The organism is Aestuariimicrobium soli (assembly GCF_051192575.1).
In the GTDB taxonomy this organism is placed as follows: domain Bacteria; phylum Actinomycetota; class Actinomycetes; order Propionibacteriales; family Propionibacteriaceae; genus Aestuariimicrobium; species Aestuariimicrobium soli.
In genome coordinates this window covers 185,499-206,302 of sequence record NZ_JBPJSQ010000002.1, presented here as the reverse complement: position 1 = coordinate 206,302, position 20,804 = coordinate 185,499, and the positions used below count along the sequence as shown (strand labels likewise).

The window sequence follows — 20,804 nt, the reverse complement described above, 5'->3', positions numbered from 1 at the left end:
CGACAGCATTGACCCGACCATCATCACCGCCACCGCGGCCGAGCTCGGACGAGCCATCGCCGAGGGCCGCTGGACCTCGGTTCAGGTGACCGAGGCCTTCCTGGCGCAGATCGACGCCGTGGAACCCGAGGTGCACGCCTTCGTCTCCGTCGACCGGGAGGGAGCCCTGGCCGCGGCCGCCCGCGTCGACGCCCGGATCGCCGCCGGCGAGCGCCTCGGCCCCCTCGCCGGGGTGCCGATCGCGGTGAAGGACCTGCTCTGCTACGACGCGCTGCCGACCACGGCGGGCTCGCGGATGCTGGAGAACTGGACCCCGCCGTACAACTCGACGGTCGTGCAGCGGCTGCTCGACGCCGGTCTGGTGATCCTGGGCAAGACCAACCTCGACGAGTTCGCGATGGGCTCCTCGACCGAGACCTCGGCCTTCGGCCCTTCGCACAACCCGTGGGACCTGGCCCGCATCCCCGGCGGGTCGGGTGGCGGCTCGTCCGCGGCCCTGGCCGCCTTCGAGGCACCGCTGGCCATCGGCACCGACACCGGCGGTTCGATCCGCCAGCCCGCCTCGGTCACCGGAACCGTGGGGGTGAAGCCCACCTACGGCGGAGTCAGCCGCTACGGCATCATCGCCATGGCCTCGTCGCTCGACCAGTGCGGCCCGTGCGCACGCACCGTCGAGGACGCTGCCCTGCTGCACGAGGTGATCGCCGGGCACGACCCGATGGACGCCACCTCCATCGACCAGCCGGTGCCGGCGGTGTCGGCCGCGACGCGCGCGGGTGACGTCCGCGGCCTGCGGGTCGGCGTCGTCCGGGAACTGGGGGGTGAGGGCTATGCGCCCGGCGTCGAGCAGCGGTTCAACGAGGCCGTGGCGCTGCTGCAGGCCGAGGGCGCCGAAGTGGTCGAGGTCAGCTGCCCCCACTTCGACCAGTCGCTGGCGACCTATTACCTGATCATGCCCGCCGAGATGAGCTCGAACCTGGCCCGCTACGACGCCATGCGGTACGGGCTGCGGGTCGGTGACGACGGCGAGAACTCGGCCGAGCAGGTGATGCGGCTGAGCCGTGGTGCCGGTTTCGGTGCCGAGGCCAAGCGGCGCATCATCATCGGCACCTACGCACTTTCGGCGGGGTACTACGACGCCTACTACGGCTCGGCCCAGAAGATGCGCACCCTGATCGCCCGCGACTTCGAGGCCGCCTTCGAGCAGTGCGACGTGCTGGTCTCGCCGTCGACGCCCACCACCGCCTTCAAGCTGGGGGAGCGCATCGACGATCCGCTGGCGATGTACAAGGCCGACCTGTGCACCATTCCGTCGAACCTCGCCGGGAACGCGGCGGCCTCGTTCCCGTGCGGCATCGCCCCCGAGGACGGCCTGCCGGTCGGCTTCCAGGTGATGGCCCCGCCGATGGCGGACGACCGCCTCTACCGCGTGGGCGCCGCGTTGGAACGGGCGCTGGCGAAGGCCGGCACCGACACCACCATCCCGCAGCTGGCCGGCAGCCTGGCCGCCGCGACGCAGGAGGCCTGAGATGAGCGACCAGCTGATGGACTACGCCGAGGTGCTCGAGCGCTTCGACCCCGTGATGGGTCTCGAGGTGCACGTCGAACTGAACACGGCCACCAAGATGTTCTGCGGGTGCCCGACGACCTTCGGGGCCGAGCCCAACACTCAGGTCTGCCCGGTCTGCCTGGGGCTGCCGGGCTCGATGCCGGTGGTCAACGGCAAGGCCGTGGAGTCGGCGATCCGCATCGGGCTCGCCCTGAACTGCCAGATCGCCTCGTGGTGTCGGTTCGCGCGGAAGAACTACTTCTACCCCGACATGCCCAAGGACTACCAGATCAGCCAGTACGACGAGCCCATCGCCTTCGACGGGCACGTCGACGTCGAGGTCGACGGGCAGACCTACCGGATCGACATCGAGCGGGCCCACATGGAGGAGGACACCGGCAAGTCGCTGCACGTCGGTGGTGCCACCGGACGCATCCACGGGGCCGAGTACTCCCTGCTCGACTACAACCGCTGCGGCGTACCCCTGATCGAGATCGTCACCAAGCCGATCACCGGCGCGGGTGACAAGGCGCCGCAGGTGGCCCGCGCCTACGTCGCCCACCTGCGCGAACTGCTGCGCGCGCTCGGGGTCTCCGACGTGCGCATGGAGCAGGGCTCGCTGCGCTGCGACGCGAACATCTCGCTGATGGCCAAGGACGCCACCGAGTTCGGCACCCGCACCGAGACCAAGAACGTCAACTCGCTGCGTTCGGTCGAGAACTGCCTGCACCACGAGATGCGCCGCCAGGGGGCCGTGCTCGCCGCCGGAGGCACCGTCAAGCAGGAGACGCGCCACTGGAACGAGGCCGAGGGGTACACCTCACCCGGTCGTTCCAAGGAGACCGCCGAGGACTACCGCTACTTCCCCGAGCCCGATCTGGTGCCCGTGGCGCCGTCGTCGCAGTGGGTGGACGAACTCCGCGCCACCCTGCCCGAGCCTCCGGCCGAGCGCGCCCGCCGGCTGCAGGACGAGTGGCAGGTCAGTGACGTCGACTTCCAGGCCGTCGTCAACGCCGGTGCCGTCGACCTGATCGACGCCACCGTGGCCGCCGGGGCGCAGCCGTCGTCAGCCCGCAAGTGGTGGACCGGCGAACTCCTGCGCCGCGCCAACGAGGCCGGGGTCGAGCTGGACGAGTTGGCGATCACCCCCGCCCAGGTGGCCGGGGTGCAGGCCCTGGTCGACGCCGGCACGGTCAACGACAAGCTGGCCCGTCAGGTGATCGAGGGGGTGCTCGCCGGCGAGGGGGAACCCGCCGACGTGGTCGCCTCGCGCGGCCTGGCGGTGGTCTCGGACGAGGGCGCGCTCTCGTCCGCCGTCGACGAGGCGATCGCCGCCAACCCCGACGTCGCCGCCAAGATTCGCGACGGCAAGGTGGCGGCGGCCGGCGCCCTGATCGGGTCGGTGATGAAGGCGATGCGCGGCCAGGCCGACGCCGCCCGGGTGAGGGAGCTGATCCTCGAGAAACTGGGCTGAGATGCCCTGACGACTGGATCACGCGGTCGTCCGTCGACAACAGCGGGCAACACCCACCCCCTTGCCACACGGCAGTTGGCGGGGGCGTAGCGTGACGGCCATGACCGCGACCACGGCACCCGAGCAGAGCACGGCCGAGCTGGGCACCACCAGGCTGAGCAACGGGCGCGTGCTCTCGTATGCCCTCGGCGACGTGGCGAACAACCTCAGTTTCCAGATGACGTCGATGTTCCTGATGATCTACATGACCGACATCGTGGGCATCCAGGCGGGGATCGCCGGTGCGATCTACGCCATCACGAAGGTGTGGGCTGGTGTCTCTGACCTGATCGCCGGCTCGACCGTCGACAAGGCCAACACCCGTTGGGGCCGTCTGCGCCCGTGGCTGCTGTGGGGATCCACACCGTTGGCGATCGTGTTCGTGCTGCTGTTCTCAACGCCGGCGGGCCTGAGCCCGGCCCTCGCCGTGGCCTGGATCTTCATCTTCGATGCGCTGTTCCAGCTGTGCTACTCGTTCGTGAACATCCCCTACGGCTCCCTGTCGGCCGCCATGACCCAGGATTCGGTCGACCGGTCGAGGCTGTCGGGCGCCCGCGCCATCGCCTCGGCCATCACCGGTGTCGCCCTGTCGGCCGTGGTGGCGCCGCAGTTCAGCGACACCACCGCCGACGGGGTGCGGCTCACCTTCCTGGTGACCACCGTCGTGCTCGGCGCCATCGCGCTGGGCCTCTACCTGATCTGCTTCCGCAACACCCGCGAGGTCGTGCCCCGCGGCACCGGCACGATCAACCTGCGCCGCACGCTCACCATGGTGCGCCACAACAAGCCGCTGTTGGTGCTGTGCGTGGGCGCGTTCTTCCTGCTGAGCGCCAACTTCACCATGAACGCGGTGGGCATGTACTACGCCCGCTCGGTGCTCGGTGGGGCCGCCCACTACACCTGGCTGATGCTCGCCCAGACCGTCGGCACCATCACCGCCGCGTCGCTGGTCTCGCAGATGACCGTGCGCTTCGGCAAGCGCAAGGCCTACATGGTGATGGCCAGCTTCGCCGTCGTCGCCTATGCGCTCGCGTTCCTCGTGCCCGGTGGCTCGGGCAGCTTGTTCATCGCGATCATCGCCTGGCTGCTGCTGGGCGTCGGGTTGGGCGGCACCAACGCGCTGATGTTCTCGATGCAGGCCGACACCGTCGACTACGGCGAGTGGAAGACCGGCATTCGCTCCGAGGGCGGCTCGTACTCGATCCTGTCGTTCGTCCGCAAGGTCGGGCAGGGCATCGGCGGTGCCATCGGTGGCGCCGTGGTCGGGGCCTTCGGGTACGCCGCTGGCGCTCCCGAGCAGTCGGCCCATGCCATCGTCGGCATCAAGCTCGCCACCGGCGCCATCCCCGCCGTGCTCGCCCTCGTGGCCGGGCTCGTGCTCTCGTTCTACCCGCTGACCGCCGACCAGCACCGCTCGCTGGTTCAGGAGTTGAACCAGCGGCGCGCCCGCAACGCCGCCGTCGACCAGGGCCTCGACGACCAGGCCATGACCCCGGTCAGTGACGGCCGCGATCTGGTGGTGACCCTGCCCGCCGTGGGTGGCACGGGCACCGTGCCACCGGTCGTCACCATCTTCGCCCAGTACGGTTCCGGCGCCTCGGTGATCGCACCGGCCCTCGCCGAGCGACTGGGAGTTCCGTTCCTCGACCAAGTCTTCAGCCACGACGTGCTGGCCGCGGCGCGCGACCCGCGCGTGGCCACCCCCAACCGCTGGGGACGATTCCTGTCGAGTTTCTCGGAGGCCGGCTCGTCGGATGCCGAGATCGCCCGAGCCGCGTTCCAGTCGAGCGACCACCGGATGGTGATGGAGAACACCCAGGCACTGGTGAGTGCCGTGCGGGGTGGGGGCGTGGTGCTCGGGCACAACGCGCAGGCGGTGCTCGCCCGGGCTGTGGGGGTGCTGCACGTGCGGCTCACCTCGCCGGTCGAGAAACGCACCGAACGGGTGTCGTACCTGACGGGGCTGCCGGCCGACCTCGCCCTCGAGCGGCTCAGCCATGACGATCGGGTGCGGGCCGAGATGTCGATCCGCCTGCACCAGCTCGACCCCAACGACGACACCCACTACGACCTGGTGATCAACACCGCCACGTTCACCTTCGAGCAGGCGGTGGAGGCCATCGTCGACGTCTACCACCGCAAGTACCCGAACCACCCAGCGGGAGCCGATCATGCCCCTGTTCCTACCCCCTGAGCCGCACTGGTCGCCGTCGGAACTGGCCGTTGCGAAGGCCCTGGAGAACACCCTGTCGGACGACGACGTGGTGCTCTGCCAGCAGGCCTACCTCGACATCGACCGCGACGGGGAGCTCGACTTCCTGGTGATGATGCCCGGCAGCGGTTTCGTCTTCATCGAGGCCAAGGGCGGGCACGTCTGCCACGACGAGTGGGGGCAGTGGTGGACGCGGGACGGCGCCGGTGAGTTCGCGCGGATCGACCCGGTCGGGCAGGCCCGCCGCGGCAAGTACTGGGTGCTCGAGCATCTCGAACGGCACCCGCTGTGGGGGAGTCGCACCCGGGTGGCGGCCGTGCACACGATGGCCGCCCCGTTCTCGCACTTTCCCGACGACTTCGGCAGCGCCGACCTGAGCCGGGACGCCCTGCACGACGCCGACGACCTGACCGACCTCGGTGGGCGGCTGCGCCGCCTGCTGCAGCGGTTGCGCCCCTCCGGGCGCGTCCCCACCGAGGACGACGTCGACGTCGCGCGGCGCATCCTGTTGGGCGGGGAGGTCTGGCAGGACGGCCCCCGCGTGGAGTCCGAGGCCCGCGCCGGCGAGGTTGCCCGGCTGACGCAGGAGCAGTACGCCCTGCTGGGAGTGACCCGGGCCCTCAACCGGGTCGAGGTGCGTGGCAGTGCGGGCTCGGGGAAGACGACGCTGGCCCTCGAGCAGGCCCGTCAACTGGCCGCGGGTCGCGGCGGACACACCACCCAGCGCATCGCCCTGATCTGCTACACCCATGGCCTCGCCGAGTACCTCAAGCGGCAGGTCGAGACCTGGCCCAAACGGTCACGGCCGGCCTTCGTGGGTCGTTACGAGGAGTTGGGGGCCCAGTGGGGCATCACTCGCACCGGGGACGACGACCCGGCGTGGTGGGAGGAGGGGCTGCCGGCCCGCATGGCCGAGGCCGCTCCCGGCCTGCCCACCAACCAGCGTTTCGACTCCGTGCTGGTCGACGAGGCGCAGGACTTCGCCGACTCGTGGTGGCTGCCGCTGCTCGGTGCCCTGCGCGACCCCGAGAACGGTGGCCTCTACACCTACACCGACCCCGATCAGGCCGTCTTCGGGCGCCGGGGCAGCCCCAAGGTGCCACTGGTGCCGCTGTTGCTCGACCACAACCTGCGCAACACCCGCCAGATCGCCGAGTCGCTGCGCCCCTTCGCGCCGCACATTCGCCCCCGCGGGGCGGACGGGCCGGCGGTCGAGTTCGTCCCCGTGCCAGCCGGCCCCCAGCACACCGATGACGTGCTCGCCGCGGCCGACGACGAGGTCGAGGCCCTGTTGGAGCAGGGCTGGGAGCCGGGTGACATCGCGCTGATCACCACCGGCCGGCGTCACCCCGTGCAGGTCGAGGCCCAGGCGCGCAATCGCTACCAGCACTACTGGGACGAGTTCTTCGCCGGCAGCGACGTGTTCTACGGCACCGCCCTCGGCTTCAAGGGGCTCGAGCGCAGGGCGGTCGTCCTGGCGGTGAACGACGGTCGGAAGACGCCCGAGCGGGCGCCCGAACGGCTCTACGTGGGCATGTCGCGGGCCACCGACCTGCTGGTGGTGGTCGGCGATCCCGACCACCTGGCCGCGTCGGGGGTCAGACTGGCTGCTCGGCGGTGAACTGGGCGGCCGACAACGCCCGCTCGCCGGCCTCGTCGGCGATCACGGTGACGTCGGCGTGGCTGCCTCGTCCGTAGGCGAGCAGCAGCAGTTCACTCGGCCGACCCTGCACGGTGACGGTGTGGGAGCCGGGGCGCACCCGGAACGACTCCTCGACCCGGCCCTGGCCGTCGGTGCGCTCCAGCACCAGTCCCGCGTCGAGGCGGCGGAACAGGGCCTTCGCCAGCAACTTGAGGCGCCGCCAGCAGAAGTCCTCGACCTCCGGCCCGAGGTCGCGGGGCGGCATCGGCGGGGTCTGGGCCCGGCGCACGTCCTCGACGTGCACGAGGAACTCGATGGCATTGGCGCCCTCGTCGACCCCGGGCACCCGGAACAGGCTCCACTGACCCGGTCCGCGCCGGAGTCGCTCCACCACGGCCGCCCACGGCTCGGCCGCCAGCACCTCTGTCATCCGCCGTTCGGTGTGGCCGGCCAGCGGCTTGATCATGATGCCGCCGGCCGCGACGGGGTCGTTCTCGCGCACGACCAGATGGGCGGCGAGGTCGCCGGTGGTCCACCCCTCGCAGAGGGTGGGGCGGTCGGGCCCGAGTTCGGCGAACAGGTCGCAGATCACGGAGCGTTCGTCGGAGGCGATGGTCACGACGCCCACCTTAGGCCCGGGCCATAATGGTCGTCATGCCTTTGCTCGACCCCGCCCTCGCCGCTCGCCTACGGCGCAATTCGGACGGACTGGTGGCCGCGGTCACCCAGGACGCCACCACCGGAGCGGTGCTGATGCAGGCCTGGATGGACGACGAGGCGCTGGCCCTCACCCTGACCACGCGCCGGGCCACCTACTGGTCGCGCTCCCGCGGCGAGTTGTGGGTGAAGGGACTCACCAGCGGGCACACGCAGCACGTGCGCGAGGTGCGGCTCGACTGCGACGGCGACACCGTGCTGCTCACGGTCGACCAGATCGGCGGCGCCTGCCACACCGGTGACACCACCTGTTTCGACGCCGATCTGCTGCTCGCCGACGACTCCACCGACACCGACCCCATCACCCCCGTATCAGGCACTCCAGATCGCGAGCTCCCGTGACCATCACCCCCTCCCTGCACGACTTCCGCGACCTGGCCGCCGACCGGCGGGTGATCAGCGTGCACCGCCGGGTGCTGGTCGACGACCTGACGCCGATCGGCATCCACCAGACTTTGTGCGGCGACCGCGACAACACCTTCCTGCTCGAGTCGGCCGAGGCGGGGGTGTGGTCGCGCTGGTCGTTCATCGGCGTGAATGCCTCGACCACCCTCACCGAGCGCGATGGACGAGCGGTGTGGCTGGGTCGCGCCATCGACGGACTGCCGACCGAGGGCGACGTGCTCGAGGTGCTGGGCCGCACCATCGAGATGTTGCACACCCCGCGGGCGAGTGACACCGACCTGCCACCGTTCACCTCGGGCATGGTCGGTTACCTGGGCTACGACTGCGTGCGGCACGTGGAGATGCTGCCCGAGACCACGGTCGACGACCTCGGCATTCCCGAGCTGGTGATGATGGTGGCCACCGACCTGGCCGCCTACGACCACCACACCGGCGAGCTGTGGCTGATCGCCAACGCCATCAACTTCGACGATTCCAGCGAGCGGGTCGACGAGGCCTGGCATGACGCGGTCACCCGCATCGACGCGATGGCGGACGCGCTCACCCGGCCCCGCGGTCGGCGGCTGCGGGAGCGCGGGCCGGAGGTCGACCTGCCCATCCACTGGCAGCGCGCCACCGGCGAGTACCAGCAGATGGTGAGCGCGGCGGTCGAGCAGATCCGAGCGGGGGAGGCCTTCCAGATCGTCCCCTCGCAGCGTTTCGAGATCGCGACCACGGTGCCGGGCATCGACATCTACCGCGAGCTGCGGCTGACCAATCCGAGCCCCTACATGTACCTGCTGCGGCTGCCGGGCTTCCAGATCGTGGGGGCCTCGCCCGAGTCGCTGGTGACCGTCGCCGACGGACGAGCCACGCTGCACCCGATCGCCGGCACCCGTCCGCGGGGCGCCACGGTCGCCGAGGACCAGCGTCACGCCAGCGACCTGCTCGCCGACCCCAAGGAGCGCGCCGAGCACATCATGCTGGTCGACCTCGGTCGCAATGACCTGGGCCGGGTCTGTGAGCCCGGCACCGTCGAGGTCACCGAGTTCATGAAGGTGGGCCGCTACTCCCACGTGATGCACCTCGAGGCCACCGTCGAAGGGGTGATCAGCCCCGGACGAAGCGCCCTCGACGTCACCATGGCCTGCTTCCCCGCGGGCACCCTCTCGGGAGCGCCGAAGGTGCGAGCCATGCAGATCATCGACGAGTTGGAGCTCAGCCGACGGGGGGTCTACGGCGGGGTGGTCGGGTACTTCGACTTCGCCGGCAACGCCGACACCGCGATCGGCATCCGCACCGCCCTGCTGAAGGACGGTCGCGCCCACGTGCAGGCGGGGGCGGGAGTGGTCGCCGACTCGGTGCCCGACACCGAGAACGAGGAGACCCAGCACAAGGCCCGCACGGTCGTGAACGCGATCAGGCGGGCGGCCGGGGTCAGTCAGTGACCGTGAAGCGGTGGCACGCGGCCGCCTGTTGGGCGCTCGCCGCCGTCGTCGCCGCGGTCGCCGGGCAGCAGTCCTGGGCCCGCGATGCCACCACCGGTGTGGCCGGGGCCAGCATCAGCGGAGCCGATGCCACCGGCGGCCTGGTGACGACCCTGGCGTGGTCGGGGGCCGCCCTGGCCTTGTTGTTGCTGGTGCTGCGTCGTCCGGGCACCCGCGTGATCGGGGTGCTGGCCGTGCTGATCGGTGCGGGAGCCCTGCTGGCGGCCGTGCTGGGCTCCTACCCCGCGGCGGCGGAGCTGAGCCCGTCCGCGGCCGCCCAGGTGGTCGCCAGCCGGTGGCGGTGGGCCTTCGCCTCGTCCGCGCTGGTGCTCGCGGTCGGCGGGGTGGTCGCCGTGGTGACCGCACCCCAGGCCGACCGGCGCCGCCCGAGCCGCTACACCCGCGCCGACCCCGCCGAACTCGGGGGCGACGCGTGGAAGGCCATGGACGCCGGGGACGACCCCACCGCCGACCCGCGATAGGCTGCCAGCAGTTGGGGCCCCGCTGGTGAGGTGAACCCCGCCGATGACTGACTTGCACGAGAGGACTGACATGGCTGACGACGTCACCACCCCCGCTGTTGCGGGTCGGCGGAGCGACAAGCCCGTGCGCTACTACCACCACGGGCGCAGCCCCGCCGCGTGGACGGGTGTGGCAATCAGCGGCATCGGTTTCGTGGCCGCCTCCATCGGTGCCGTGCTGGGTCCGAACTGGGTGCTCTGCTACGTCGGCGCCGGGCTCGTGCTGCTCGGTCTCGTCGCCGGCGGAATCCTGAAGGCTGCCGGTTACGGCAACGGCTGATGAGCGTCCTCGACGCCATCGTCGCGGGCGTGCGGGAAGACCTCGCGGAGCGTGAGGCCGCCACCCCGCGCGCCGTTCTCGAGTCGCTGCTCGCCGACGCCCCCGCGCCCCGGGACCCGCGCCCGCTGTTCCGCCGGGACGGCGTGCAGGTGATCGCCGAGGTCAAGCGGTCGAGCCCGTCGAAGGGCGCGCTCGCCGAGATCGGTGACCCGGCGAGCCTCGCCGCCGACTACGAGGCCGGCGGTGCCGCCGCGATCAGCGTGCTCACCGAACGCCGTCGGTTCGGCGGCAGCCTGGCCGACCTCGACGCCGTGCGCGCCCGGGTCGACCTGCCGGTGCTGCGCAAGGACTTCATCGTCACGGAGTACCAGTTGGTCGAGGCGCGCGTGCACGGCGCCGACCTGGCTCTGCTGATCGTGGCCTCGTTGGACGATGCCGAGCTCTCCCGCCTGCACGCGTTGGCCCGGCAGTTGGGGCTCACCCCGCTCATCGAGGTGCACACCGTCGAGGAGGCCCGCCGCGCGGCCGCGCTCGTGGCCGACGACCCGGCCGGTGCCGTGATCGGGGTCAACAACCGCAATCTGGTCACCCTCGACGTCGACCTCAACCAGTTCGGTGCGCTGGTCGACGAATTGCCCGCGGCCGCCATCAAGGTCGCCGAGTCGGGCCTGTCCGGCCCCGCCGACGTCGCCCACGTGGCGGCTCTGGGCGCCGACGTGGTGCTCGTCGGGGAGGCGCTGGTCAGGCACGCCGACCCGCGGGCCGCCGTCGCCGCCCTGCGCTCCTGAAGTCCCCCGAATCCCTGAAGCCCGAATCCCTGAAGACGCGTCCCCGAAGAAGAGATCTGTCATGACCGACACCCAGCCCTCACCGCGGCCGACCCTGCCCGACAAGTCCGGCCACTTCGAGGAGTTCGGGGGCAAGTTCGTCCCCGAGGCGTTGCAGGCGGCGCTGGCCCAGCTCGAGGATGCGTTCGACGCGGCCCAGGACGATCCCGACTTCGCCGCCGAGCTCGCCCGCCTGCAGCGGGACTACTCGGGGCGGCCGACGCCGATCACCGACGCCACCCGGTTCGCCGAGCACTGCGGCGGGGCGCGCATGCTGCTCAAGCGTGAAGACCTCAACCACACCGGCAGCCACAAGATCAACAACGTGCTCGGGCAGGCCCTGCTGGCCGTGCGCATGGGCAAGCGGCGGGTGATCGCCGAGACCGGGGCCGGTCAGCACGGGGTGGCCAGCGCCACCGCGGCGGCGCTGCTCGGGCTGGAGTGCCGCGTCTACATGGGCAAGGTCGACACCGACCGGCAGGCCCTCAACGTGGCCCGCATGCAGATGCTGGGCGCCGAGGTGGTGGCCGTGAAGGCCGGGTCGCAGACCCTCAAGGACGCCATGAACGAGGCCATGCGCGACTGGGTCTCGAATGTCGACGACACCCATTACCTGATCGGTACCGTGGGCGGCCCGCACCCGTTCCCCCGCATCGTCCGCGAGTTCCAGCGGGTGATCTCGACCGAGGCTCGCGCCCAACTGCTCGAGAAGTACGGCCGGCTGCCCGACGCGGTCTGCGCCTGCATCGGCGGTGGCTCGAATGCCATGGGCATCTTCGCCGACTTCATCGACGACGCCGAGGTCGGCCTGTACGGCTTCGAGGCCGCCGGTGACGGTGTCGAGACCGGACGACACGCCGCCAGCATCACCGCCGGCTCGCTCGGGGTGCTGCACGGTGCCCGCACCTATGTGCTGCAGGACGAGGACGGCCAGACCATCGAGTCGCACTCGATCTCGGCCGGGCTCGACTACCCGGGTGTCGGCCCCGAGCACGCTTGGCTGGCCCGCACGGGGCGCGCCACCTATCGTCCGGTGACCGACGCCCAGGCCATGGAGGCCCTGCGGCTGCTGACCCGCACCGAGGGCATCCTGCCCGCCATCGAGTCGGCCCACGCCGTCGCCGGCGCCCAGCAGTTGGCGCTGGAGTTGGTGGGTCGTCCGGAGTTCGCGAACCGGCCGCCGACCATCCTGGTGAACATTTCCGGCCGAGGCGACAAGGACGTGTCCACGGCGCTCGACTGGTTCGACATCGACGGCTCGGTCGACCACGAGACGGAGGAGGTCAAGTGACCTCGAGTGCAGCCGCCTACGAGCGTGCGAGGAACGAGAACCGGGCCGCTCTGGTCGGGTACCTGCCGGTCGGGTACCCCGACGTGCCCGGGTCGATCGAGGCCCTGGTGGCCCTCACCGAGGGGAGCGAGGGGCGAGGGGTCGACCTCGTCGAGATCGGTGCCCCCTACTCCGACCCGGTGATGGACGGCCTGGCCATTCAGCACGCCGCCACCCGGGCCCTGGAGCGCGGGGTGCGCACCGACGACGTCTTCCGCGCCGTCGAGGCCGTCACCGCGACGGGCACGCCGGCCGTGGTGATGACCTACTGGAATCTGGTGGAGCGCTACGGCGTCGACCGCTACGCCCGCGACCTGGTCAATGCGGGCGGGTCGGGCCTGATCACCCCCGATCTCACCCCGGACGAGGCCGAGGGCTGGCTGGCCGCTAGCGTTCGGGAAGGCCTCGACCGCATCTTCCTGGTGGCCCCGTCGTCGTCGGACGAGCGGATCGCCCTGACCACTCAGGCCTGCCGCGGCTGGGTGTACGCCACCGCGGTGATGGGTGTGACGGGGGAGCGGCAGCAGATCTCGTCCGCCGCCCCCGACCTGGTCGAGCGGGTGCGCCGCCAGTCCGATGTCTTCGTGGGCGTCGGCCTGGGGGTCTCCAACGGCGACCAGGCCGCCGAGATCGGCGCCTACGCCGATGGCGTCATCGTCGGCTCGGCGCTCGTCAAGCACCTGATCGACAACGAGCGGGACTCCTCGTCCGACCTGTCGGCGCTCCGCGCCCGGGTGGACGACCTGGCGGCCGGTGTGCGCCGCGCCCGCGGGTGACCATGCCGGGGTCGATCAGCCGGCGGACGATGCTGGGTGTCGGCGCAGCGGTGGCGCTGGCGGGTTGCGGGAAGCAGTCACCCGCCACCGTCGGCAGCCGCCCGGGCGGCTACGCGGCCGGAACCGAGATCACCTCGACCGGGTGGCGACTGCCGTCGGTCGAACTGACCGACACCACCGGGGCGACCGCCCCGATGAACACCCATCACGGGTCGGCGGCCACGCTGGTGTTCTTCGGCTACACCAACTGCCCCGACGTCTGCCCGGGCATCATGGCCGACCTCGCCAGCGCCCTGCAGCGGGTCGACGCCGCGGTGCGCGACCAGGTCAGGGTGGTGATCGTCACCACCGATCCGGCCCGCGACACCCCGCAGGTGCTCAAGGAGTACCTGGCCCGCATCGACCCCGCCTTCGTCGGTCTGACCGGCAAGCTCGACGTGATCGTCAAGGCCGCCGAGACCATCGGGCTGAGCATCGACGATGCCAAGAAGCTGCCCTCGGGCGGCTACGAGGTCACCCACTCCACGCAGGTGCTCGGTTTCGGCAAGGACGAGAGCGCGGCCGTCTTGTGGTCGAGCGGCACCAGCGTGGCCGACTACATCACCGACATCACCCTGTTGGTCGACAAACAGAAGTGAGCGACGCATGAGTGCAACCGCCCTGATCGTGGCGATGTCCATCCCGAGCCCTTCGTGGAACGGCTTCAACCTCGGGCCGTTGCGGGTGCACGCCTACGCGCTGTGCATTCTCGCCGGGGTGATGGTCGGCTTCTGGCTGGCGCGCAGACGATTCGTGGCCCGGGGAGGCACGTCGGAACAGATCGAGACGATCACCCTGTGGGCGGTGCTCGCCGGCATCCTGGGCGCCCGGCTGTACCACGTGATCACCGATCCCCAGCTGTACTTCGGGCCGGGCCGTGACTGGTATCGGGCTTTCTTCATCTGGGAGGGCGGGCTCGGCATCTGGGGCGGGGTGGCCGCAGGCGCGCTGGTGGCCTGGCTGCTGTGTCGTCGCCGCGGCCTGTCGTTCGGTGCCGTGGCCGACGTGATGGCGCCGTCGCTGCTGATCGCCCAGGCGATGGGCCGGCTCGGCAACTGGTTCAACCAGGAGTTGTTCGGGCGCCCGACCACCCTGCCGTGGGGGCTGCGGATCGCTCCGCAGTACCGCCCCGAGGGCTACGAGCAGTTCGCCACCTTCCACCCGACCTTCCTCTACGAACTGCTGTGGTGCCTGGCGGGTGCGGCCCTGCTGATCGCGCTCGAGAAGCCGCTGCGTCTGGGTCGCGGCAAGCTGATGACCAGCTACGTCATCTGGTACACGCTGGGGCGGTTCTTCATCGAGCGGGTGCGCATCGACACGGTCAACCGCATCGGTGGCTTCCGGGTCAACGAGTACGTCTCGAGCATCGTGTTCCTGGCTGCCGTCGCGCTGCTGGTGCTGCAGCTCGTCCGGTACCCGGGGAGGGTTGAGCGGCCCTTCGTCCAGATCCCGGACGTCGCGGAGGCCGAGTCGGCGCCTGTGTGAGATTGAACCGCTTGCCGCCCGGCACGCGTGAGCCGATTGGAGTCATCGATGGTCTTTGGCCACCACCCCAAGCAGGGTCTCTACCGTCCGGAGTTCGAGCATGATGCCTGCGGCGTCGCCTTCGTCGCCCAGCTGAGCGGTGATCCCAGCCACGCCATCGTCGAGCAGGGGCTCGAGGCACTGCGCAATCTCGACCACCGTGGTGCCACCGGCGCCGACGAGGCGGCCGGTGACGGCGCCGGCATCCTGGTGCAGGTGCCCGACGCGTTCCTGCGCGGTGTGGTCGACTTCGAGCTGACCGCGGCCGGTGCCTTCGCGGTGGGTCTGGCCCACCTGCCCGCCGATGACCAGGAGCGGGCCACCGCCGTTGCGGCGATCGAGCAGATCGCGGCCGACGAATCCCTGACGGTTCTCGGTTGGCGCGACGTGCCGGTGGTCACCGACTCGCTCAGCCCCATCTCGCTGGCCGTCATGCCCCACTTCGCCCAGCTGTTCGTCAGCTCTCCGGGTGGCGAGGCCGGCCTCGATCTCGACCGGCTGGTGTATGCCCTGCGGCGTCGCGCCCAGCACGAGGCGCAGGTGTACTTCTCGTCGCTGTCGTCGCGCACGATCGTCTACAAGGGCATGCTGACCACCGATCAGCTCGAGCAGGTCTTCCCCGAACTGCACGACGAGTCCTTCACCTCGGCGCTGGCCCTGGTGCACTCGCGCTTCTCGACCAACACCTTCCCCGCCTGGGAACTGGCCCACCCCTACCGCCTGATGGCCCACAACGGTGAGATCAACACCGTGCGGGGCAACCGCAACTGGATGCGCGCGCGCGAGGCGCTGCTGGCCAGCGACGTGCTCCCCGGCGACCTGGAGCGGTTGTTCCCCATCTGCACCCCCGAGGCCTCCGACTCGGCCAGCTTCGACGAGGTGCTCGAACTGCTGCACCTGGGCGGACGATCCCTGCCGCACGCGGTGCTGATGATGATCCCCGAGGCGTGGGAGAACCACACCGAGATGGATGCGGCCCGCCGGGCGTTCTACGAGTTCCACTCCTCGGTGATGGAGCCCTGGGACGGCCCCGCCTGCGTCACCTTCACCGACGGCAGCCTGATCGGCGGCGTGCTCGACCGCAACGGCCTTCGTCCGGCGCGGTACTGGGTGACCACCGACGGTCGGGTGATCTTCGCCTCCGAGTCGGGCGTGCTGCCCGTCGCCCCCGACCAGGTGGTCACCAAGGGCCGCCTGCAGCCGGGCCGCATGTTCCTGGTCGATCTCGACCAGCAGCGCATCATCGGTGACGACGAGATCAAGTCGCAGTTGGCCGGCGAGCACCCCTACGCCGAGTGGCTGACCACCAAGCTGCGGTTCGAGGAGCTTCCCGAGCGCACCCACATCGTGCACAGCCACGCCTCGGTGACCCGTCGGCAGCAGCTGTTCGGCTACACCCATGAGGAGTTGCGCCAGCTGATCGCGCCGATGGCCAACGACGGCGCGGAGGCCATCGGTTCGATGGGCACCGACACCCCGATCGCGGTGCTGTCGGATCGTCCGCGGATGATCTTCGACTACTTCGCGCAGTTGTTCGCCCAGGTCACCAACCCGCCCTTGGACGCCATCCGCGAGGAACTGGTGACGTCACTGGCCGGCACCATCGGCCCCGAGGGCAACCTGCTGTCGCCCAGCGAGGAATCGTGTCGGCAGTTGGTGATTCCCTACCCGATCCTCGATTCCGAGCAGTTGTCGAAACTGATCCACATCTCCGACGACGGCAAGCACGCACACCTGGCCACCCACGTCGTCCGCGGTCTGTACCCGGTCGACGGTGGTGGGCAGGCGCTGCGGCAGCGGCTCGTCGAGATTCGCGCCGAGGTCTCGCGCGCCATTGCCGACGGTGCCCGGGTGATCGTGCTGTCGGACCGTCACTCCACCCGGGAGCTGGCACCGATCCCGTCGTTGCTGTTGACCTCGGCCATCCACCATCACCTGGTCGCCGAGAAGACCCGCACCCAGGTGGGCCTGATCGTCGAGGCCGGCGACGTCCGCGAGGTGCACCATGTCGCCCTGCTGGTCGGCTACGGCGCCGCGGCGGTCAACCCGTACCTGGTGCTCGAGTCGGCCGAAGACATGGCGCGCAACGAGCTCTACGTCGAGGTGGCGCCCGAGAAGGCCATCAAGAACGTGTACAAGGCGCTCGGCAAGGGCGTGCTCAAGGTGATGAGCAAGATGGGCGTCTCGACGCTCGCCAGCTACACCGGTGCACAGATCTTCGAGGCGGTCGGCCTCAAGAGCGACTTCGTGGACGAGTTCTTCACCGGCACCACCAGCCGGATCGAGGGCATCGGGCTGGACGAGATCGCCGAGGAGGTGAACCTGCGCCACCAGGAGGCCTACCCGGTCTCGGGTGTGCCGAACGCGCACCGCACCCTGCCCGTGGGCGGGGAGTACCAGTGGCGCCGCGAGGGCGAGCAGCACCTGTTCGACCCCGAGACGGTCTTCCGGCTGCAGCATTCGACCCAGACCGGTCGCTACGACATCTTCAAGCGCTACACCCAGTTGGTCGACGACAACTCGGCCCGACTGATGACGCTGCGGTCGCTCTTGACGTTCGCGGCCGACCGCCAGCCCATCGACATCGACGAGGTGGAGCCCGTCGAAGAGATCGTGAAGCGGTTCTCGACCGGCGCGATGAGCTACGGCTCGATCTCGATGGAGGCCCACCAGACGCTGGCGATCGCCATGAACCGGTTGGGCGGCAAGTCCAACACCGGCGAGGGCGGCGAGGATGCCGAGCGACTGTACGACCCGGAGCGTCGCTCCGCGATCAAGCAGGTGGCCTCGGGCCGATTCGGCGTGACCTCGGACTACCTCACCAACGCCACCGACATCCAGATCAAGATGGCCCAGGGCGCCAAGCCCGGCGAGGGTGGTCAGCTGCCCGGCCCCAAGGTGTACCCGTGGGTCGCCAAGACGCGTCACTCGACGCCCGGCGTCGGGCTGATCTCGCCGCCCCCGCACCACGACATCTACTCGATCGAGGATCTCAAGCAGCTGATCCACGACCTGAAGTGCGCCAACCCGTCGGCCCGCGTGCACGTCAAGCTGGTCGCCGAGGTCGGCGTGGGCACGGTCGCGGCGGGTGTCTCGAAGGCAAAGGCCGACGTGGTGCTCATCTCGGGCCACGACGGCGGCACCGGGGCTGCGCCCCTGACCTCGCTCAAGCACGCCGGCGGCCCGTGGGAGCTCGGCCTGGCCGAGACCCAGCAGACGCTGCTGATCAACGGCCTGCGCGATCGCATCGTGGTGCAGTGCGACGGCCAGCTCAAGACCGGGCGCGACGTGATCATCGCCGCCCTGCTGGGCGCCGAGGAGTTCGGCTTCGCGACCGCCCCGCTGGTGGTCTCGGGCTGCATCATGATGCGCGTCTGCCACAAGGACACCTGCCCGGTGGGCATCGCCACGCAGAACCCCGAACTGCGCGAGCACTACCACGGCAAGGCCGAACACGTCGTCAACTTCTTCACCTTCATCGCACAGGAGGTGCGCGAGTACCTGGCGGCGCTGGGGTTCCGCTCGATCGAGGAGGCTGTCGGTCACGTCGAGGCCCTCGACAGCGCGGCCGCGGTCGACCACTGGAAGGCCAAGGGTCTGGACCTGTCGCCGGTGCTGCACCAGGTGGGTCTTGCCTCGGGCAGCCCGCTGCACAACACCGTCGAGCAGGACCACGGGCTCGACGCCAAGCTCGACGTCGCCCTGATCGAGGCCGCTCGTCCGGCGCTCGACCGCGCGGAGTCGGTCGAGGCCTCGTTCTCGATCCGCAACATTGACCGCACCGTCGGCACCGTGCTCGGGCACGAGGTGACCAAGGCGACTCGCGGAGCGGGGCTGCCCGAGGGAACCATCCGGTTCACGTTCACCGGTACCGCGGGCCAGAGCTTCGGCGCGTTCCTGCCGGCGGGGGTCGACCTGACGCTCATCGGCGACTCCAACGACTACGTCGGCAAGGGTCTGTCGGGCGGAACCGTGGTGGTCACCCCGGGCGACGGTGTCGGCTTCGACCCGCACGACCAGATCGTGGCCGGCAACGTGATCGGCTACGGCGCCACCTCGGGCAAGCTGTTCCTGCGCGGCGTCGTCGGCGAACGCTTCTGCGTGCGCAACTCGGGCGCCTCGGCCGTGGTCGAGGGTGTCGGTGACCACGGTTGCGAGTACATGACCGGGGGAGAGGTGCTGATCCTCGGCCCCACCGGCCGCAACTTCGCTGCGGGCATGTCGGGTGGGTACGCCTGGGTGCTCGACCTCGATCGCGGACGACTGAACACCGAGATGGTCGACGCCGTCGACCTCACCGAGGCCGACCTCGACCGGGTGACCGCCCTGCTCACCGAGCACCGCGACCGCACCGGATCGACCGTCGCCGCCGACCTGCTCGAGGCCGGCCGCGACCACCTCGCCGCGGTCTTCACCAAGGTGGAGCCCCGCGACTACGCCAAGGTGCTGGCCGCTCGCGCCGAGGCCATGCAGAAGGGCCTCGACGAGGCCGCCACGACCGCACTGATGATGGAGGCTGCTCATGGCTGATCCGAAGGGCTTCATGACCACTCCCCGCGAGGTCGCCAGCCGGCGTCCCGTCGAGGAGCGCGTGCACGACTGGAAGGAGGTCTACCCGGGCGGACCGGGCAAGGCCCTCCTGCCGATCATCTCGAAGCAGGCCGGGCGCTGCATGGACTGCGGCATCCCCTTCTGCCACACCGGCTGCCCGCTGGGGAACCTCATTCCCGAGTGGAACGACCTGGTCTGGCGTGACGAGTGGGTGAACGCGCTGGAGCGGCTGCACGCCACCAACAACTTCCCCGAGTTCACCGGACGACTGTGCCCGGCCCCCTGCGAGACGGCCTGCGTCGTGGGCATCACCCGCGACCCGGTGACCATCAAGAACGTCGAGGTCGCCATCATCGACAAGGCGTGGGACGACCTGCGGGTGCAGCCCCAGCAGCCCGAGTGGCACTCGCTGAAGACGGTGGCCGTGATCGGTTCGGGCCCGGCGGGTCTCGCCGCGGCCCAGCAGTTGACCCGCACCGGCCACACCGTGGTCGTCTACGAGCGGGCCGATGCCATCGGTGGTCTGCTGCGCTACGGCATCCCCGAGTTCAAGATGGAGAAGGCGGTGCTGGAGCGTCGCCTCAAGCAGATGAACCTCGAGGGCACCGTCTTCCGGCCCAACACCAATGTCGGCGTCGACCTCACCGGCGAGCAGTTGCTGGAACGCTTCGACGCCGTCGTGCTGGCCACCGGAGCCACCAAGGCGCGCGACCTGCCCATCCCCGGCCGCGAGCTGGCGGGCGTCCACCAGGCCATGGAGTTCCTGCCCCAGGCCAACCGGGTCGCCCTCGGCCAGGAGGTCGAGAACCAGATCACCGCCACGGGCAAGCACGTCGTCATCATCGGCGGCGGTGACACCGGCGCCGACTGCCTCGGCACCTCGCTGCGGCAGGGGGCCGCCTCGGTCACCCAGCTCGAGATCATGCCGATGCCGCCCGAGGTTCGTCCTACCAACCAGCCGTGGCCGACCTACCCGATGATCTTCCGGGTCAGCTCGGCCCACGAGGAGGGCGGAGACCGCGTCTACGCCAGCTCGACCTCGGAGTTCCTGGGCGACGAGCAGGGCAACCTGCGGGCCCTGAAGCTGTCGGAGGTGGAGTTCGTCGACGGCCGGTTCCAGCCGGTCGAGGGCACCGAGCGCGAGATCGAGGCACAGCTGGTGCTGCTCGCCATGGGCTTCACGGGCCCCGAGACCGACACCGTCGTGTCGCAGTTGGGGGTCGAGGTCGACGAGCGCGGCAACCTCAAGCGGGACGAGTCGTACCAGACCAACGTTCCCGGGGTGTTCGCCTGCGGCGACGCCGGTCGGGGGCAGTCGCTGATCGTGTGGGCGATCGCCGAGGGCCGCTCGGCCGCCCAGGGGGTCGACTCGTTCCTGTCGGGCACCCGTTCGGCGCTGCCTCGTCCGATCGGACCGCAGGTGCGCCAGCTGCTCGCCTGACGACCCAGACC

At 70.3% G+C, this 20,804-nt stretch carries 16 protein-coding genes; 15 read left to right on the top strand and 1 reads right to left on the bottom strand.

Going from position 1 to position 20,804, the window contains the following annotated elements; genetic code table 11:
- Nucleotides 1-19 precede the first annotated feature (19 nt).
- The 4 genes from gatA (at nt 20) to ACSDQ9_RS02235 (ending at nt 6,895) form a co-directional block, all read left to right on the top strand.
- The gene (gene gatA, locus ACSDQ9_RS02250) at nt 20-1,528 is read left to right on the top strand and encodes an Asp-tRNA(Asn)/Glu-tRNA(Gln) amidotransferase subunit GatA (RefSeq protein WP_435143730.1); all 1,509 of its coding nucleotides are present in this window, start codon (nt 20-22) and stop codon (nt 1,526-1,528) included.
- Between the two features lies 1 nt (nt 1,529).
- The gene (gene gatB / locus ACSDQ9_RS02245) at nt 1,530-3,023 is read left to right on the top strand and encodes an Asp-tRNA(Asn)/Glu-tRNA(Gln) amidotransferase subunit GatB (RefSeq protein ID WP_435143095.1); all 1,494 of its coding nucleotides are present in this window, start codon (nt 1,530-1,532) and stop codon (nt 3,021-3,023) included.
- A 100-nt stretch (nt 3,024-3,123) separates the two neighbouring features.
- Nucleotides 3,124-5,256, top strand: a complete 2,133-nt coding sequence (locus ACSDQ9_RS02240) for a glycoside-pentoside-hexuronide (GPH):cation symporter (RefSeq protein ID WP_435143093.1) — start codon at nt 3,124-3,126, stop codon at nt 5,254-5,256.
- Nucleotides 5,234-6,895: a DEAD/DEAH box helicase gene (locus ACSDQ9_RS02235; protein ID WP_435143091.1), complete on the top strand. Its 1,662-nt coding sequence runs from the start codon at nt 5,234-5,236 to the stop codon at nt 6,893-6,895. Before ACSDQ9_RS02240 ends, ACSDQ9_RS02235 begins: the two co-directional genes overlap by 23 nt.
- On the opposite strand, the gene ACSDQ9_RS02230 is transcribed toward ACSDQ9_RS02235, so the two are convergent.
- Nucleotides 6,873-7,535 carry a TIGR03085 family metal-binding protein gene (locus ACSDQ9_RS02230; RefSeq protein WP_435143089.1) on the bottom strand — a complete coding sequence of 221 codons (663 nt, stop codon included), beginning with the start codon at nt 7,533-7,535 and terminating at the stop codon, nt 6,873-6,875. The two genes, ACSDQ9_RS02235 and ACSDQ9_RS02230, sit on opposite strands and share 23 nt — an antisense overlap.
- Nucleotides 7,536-7,570: 35 nt before the next feature.
- On the opposite strand from ACSDQ9_RS02230, the gene hisI reads away from it, so the two are divergent.
- The 11 genes from hisI to ACSDQ9_RS02175 all read left to right on the top strand — a co-directional run bounded on the left by hisI (nt 7,571) and on the right by ACSDQ9_RS02175 (nt 20,793).
- Complete coding sequence (gene hisI, locus ACSDQ9_RS02225; protein WP_435143087.1) at nt 7,571-7,975, top strand: phosphoribosyl-AMP cyclohydrolase; 405 nt, start codon at nt 7,571-7,573, stop codon at nt 7,973-7,975.
- A complete protein-coding gene (locus ACSDQ9_RS02220) occupies nt 7,972-9,465 on the top strand; it encodes an anthranilate synthase component I (RefSeq protein ID WP_435143085.1) in 1,494 nt (497 codons plus the stop codon). The genes hisI and ACSDQ9_RS02220 overlap by 4 nt, the downstream gene beginning before the upstream one ends.
- Entirely contained in the window at nt 9,462-9,986 is a 525-nt protein-coding gene (locus ACSDQ9_RS02215) for a Trp biosynthesis-associated membrane protein (protein WP_435143083.1), read from the top strand. Before ACSDQ9_RS02220 ends, ACSDQ9_RS02215 begins: the two co-directional genes overlap by 4 nt.
- Before the next feature lie 70 nt (nt 9,987-10,056).
- Complete coding sequence (locus ACSDQ9_RS02210; protein WP_435143081.1) at nt 10,057-10,305, top strand: HGxxPAAW family protein; 249 nt, start codon at nt 10,057-10,059, stop codon at nt 10,303-10,305.
- A complete protein-coding gene (trpC, locus tag ACSDQ9_RS02205; RefSeq protein WP_435143079.1) occupies nt 10,305-11,093 on the top strand; it encodes an indole-3-glycerol phosphate synthase TrpC in 789 nt (262 codons plus the stop codon). The genes ACSDQ9_RS02210 and trpC overlap by 1 nt, the downstream gene beginning before the upstream one ends.
- A gap of 61 nt (nt 11,094-11,154) precedes the next feature.
- The gene (gene trpB, locus ACSDQ9_RS02200; protein ID WP_435143077.1) at nt 11,155-12,423 is read left to right on the top strand and encodes a tryptophan synthase subunit beta; all 1,269 of its coding nucleotides are present in this window, start codon (nt 11,155-11,157) and stop codon (nt 12,421-12,423) included.
- Nucleotides 12,420-13,238 (top strand): tryptophan synthase subunit alpha, encoded by an 819-nt coding sequence (gene trpA / locus ACSDQ9_RS02195; protein WP_435143075.1) that lies wholly within the window; start codon nt 12,420-12,422, stop codon nt 13,236-13,238. Before trpB ends, trpA begins: the two co-directional genes overlap by 4 nt.
- Nucleotides 13,239-13,240: 2 nt before the next feature.
- The gene (locus tag ACSDQ9_RS02190; RefSeq protein WP_435143073.1) at nt 13,241-13,876 is read left to right on the top strand and encodes an SCO family protein; all 636 of its coding nucleotides are present in this window, start codon (nt 13,241-13,243) and stop codon (nt 13,874-13,876) included.
- 25 nt (nt 13,877-13,901) lie between these two features.
- Nucleotides 13,902-14,762 (top strand): prolipoprotein diacylglyceryl transferase, encoded by an 861-nt coding sequence (gene lgt, locus ACSDQ9_RS02185; protein WP_435143728.1) that lies wholly within the window; start codon nt 13,902-13,904, stop codon nt 14,760-14,762.
- A 48-nt stretch (nt 14,763-14,810) separates the two neighbouring features.
- Nucleotides 14,811-19,331, top strand: coding sequence for a glutamate synthase large subunit (gene gltB / locus ACSDQ9_RS02180; protein WP_435143071.1), 4,521 nt, complete (start codon nt 14,811-14,813; stop codon nt 19,329-19,331).
- Nucleotides 19,324-20,793 carry a glutamate synthase subunit beta gene (locus ACSDQ9_RS02175; protein WP_435143069.1) on the top strand — a complete coding sequence of 490 codons (1,470 nt, stop codon included), beginning with the start codon at nt 19,324-19,326 and terminating at the stop codon, nt 20,791-20,793. Before gltB ends, ACSDQ9_RS02175 begins: the two co-directional genes overlap by 8 nt.
- The last annotated feature ends 11 nt before the right edge of the window (nt 20,794-20,804 follow it).